Origin of the sequence: Geobacillus sp. G4 (assembly GCF_040327975.1) — a bacterium.
Lineage (GTDB): Bacteria > Bacillota > Bacilli > Bacillales > Anoxybacillaceae > Geobacillus > Geobacillus thermoleovorans.
The window spans coordinates 1-1145 of the sequence record NZ_JBEPJY010000051.1; the positions used below are offsets into that span (position 1 = coordinate 1).

The window sequence follows — 1145 nt, forward strand, 5'->3', positions numbered from 1 at the left end:
ACATACGCCTTCCATAAATTTGGGCATACTCAAACAAAGCAGCGGCCATCCCGGATTTCCAATCGAGAGGAAGCTGCCCAGAGAAAAAACGGCGAACGAACGAAATGAAGGAAAGAGAGACGTTCGTCTGTTTTTTGGTTTGATCATACAGCCATCGCAGCAACACATACGCGATGAACGCCGCAAACAGTTGGTTGTATACCGCATTTTCCGTCGTGCCAAACAAGGTCGGGACATTCAGATATTGCTTCACCCAACGGAAAAAGACCTCAACAGTCCAACGTTGTTGGTACATGTCGGCAATGGTTTCCGCAGACGCATGGAAGAGGTTCGTCACGACCCGAATATCGCGGCCATTCGCATCTCGAAAGATCACCACCCGGTGACGCTTGGTGGAGCGGCATTGTTTCGTCCCCAACTGGCACGTGAAGTCGGCTTGAACCGATGAGGATGTGCTGGAAAGGCGTTTCAAGCTTTTTTTCTGATGAAGTTCGATGTTGTCCTTCATCCGAATGACAAAGAGCTGATGCTGCTCCACAAATCGATCGAGGCGTTCGATTTTGAAATACGCCCGGTCTTCCACCAGCACTTGTTGAGCGTTCGTCAACTGTTCTCCCACCGGGCCATCATGACGCAGTCCGATGGTTTCCACCACGTCTGCCGGCAACGAGGATTCCGGCGAATACGCGACGTGCAGCTTCACTCCGGCGCGTTCGCCGTGATACGGCGCCCATGGCAGGCGGTTTTTCCCGACCGTGACGGTCGTCGAATCCACCACCCGAAGCGGTTTGGGAAACCGAAGCGAACGGCGGGTTTGGCGGTTGCACTTGGAAATGATCAACGCCAACAAGCGTTTCATGATGTCATAGGGAACTTCTTTCGCTTTCTTGGATACAGTTGAATAATGGAATCGCGGCAATCCATACAGAGGCCCCACATCGGCTCCGTGGCGAAAGCTTTTCCATTGATGCATGGCGGCCAGCAGGAAGAAGTGAATCAACTCGCGCAACGTAAAGGTTCGAGACGAATCACGATACCCAACCGCTTCGGCAATCAGTTGAATCTCTTCATCCGAAACAAGTTTTTGCATCAAATTCGGGAGTGTGGTATGCTTGTTCATAGAGAGCACCTCCTGGGTTTGTTTG

The 1145-nt window shown here is 51.7% G+C and carries 1 protein-coding gene; it reads right to left on the reverse strand.

Translation table 11 applies throughout. The annotated features are described in order from the left end of the window. Positions 1 to 1120, reverse strand: a 1120-nt coding sequence (locus tag ABS784_RS16820; protein WP_081157688.1) for an IS4-like element IS5377 family transposase, incomplete at its 3' end; no start/stop codon positions are given. Positions 1121 to 1145 lie beyond the last annotated feature (25 nt).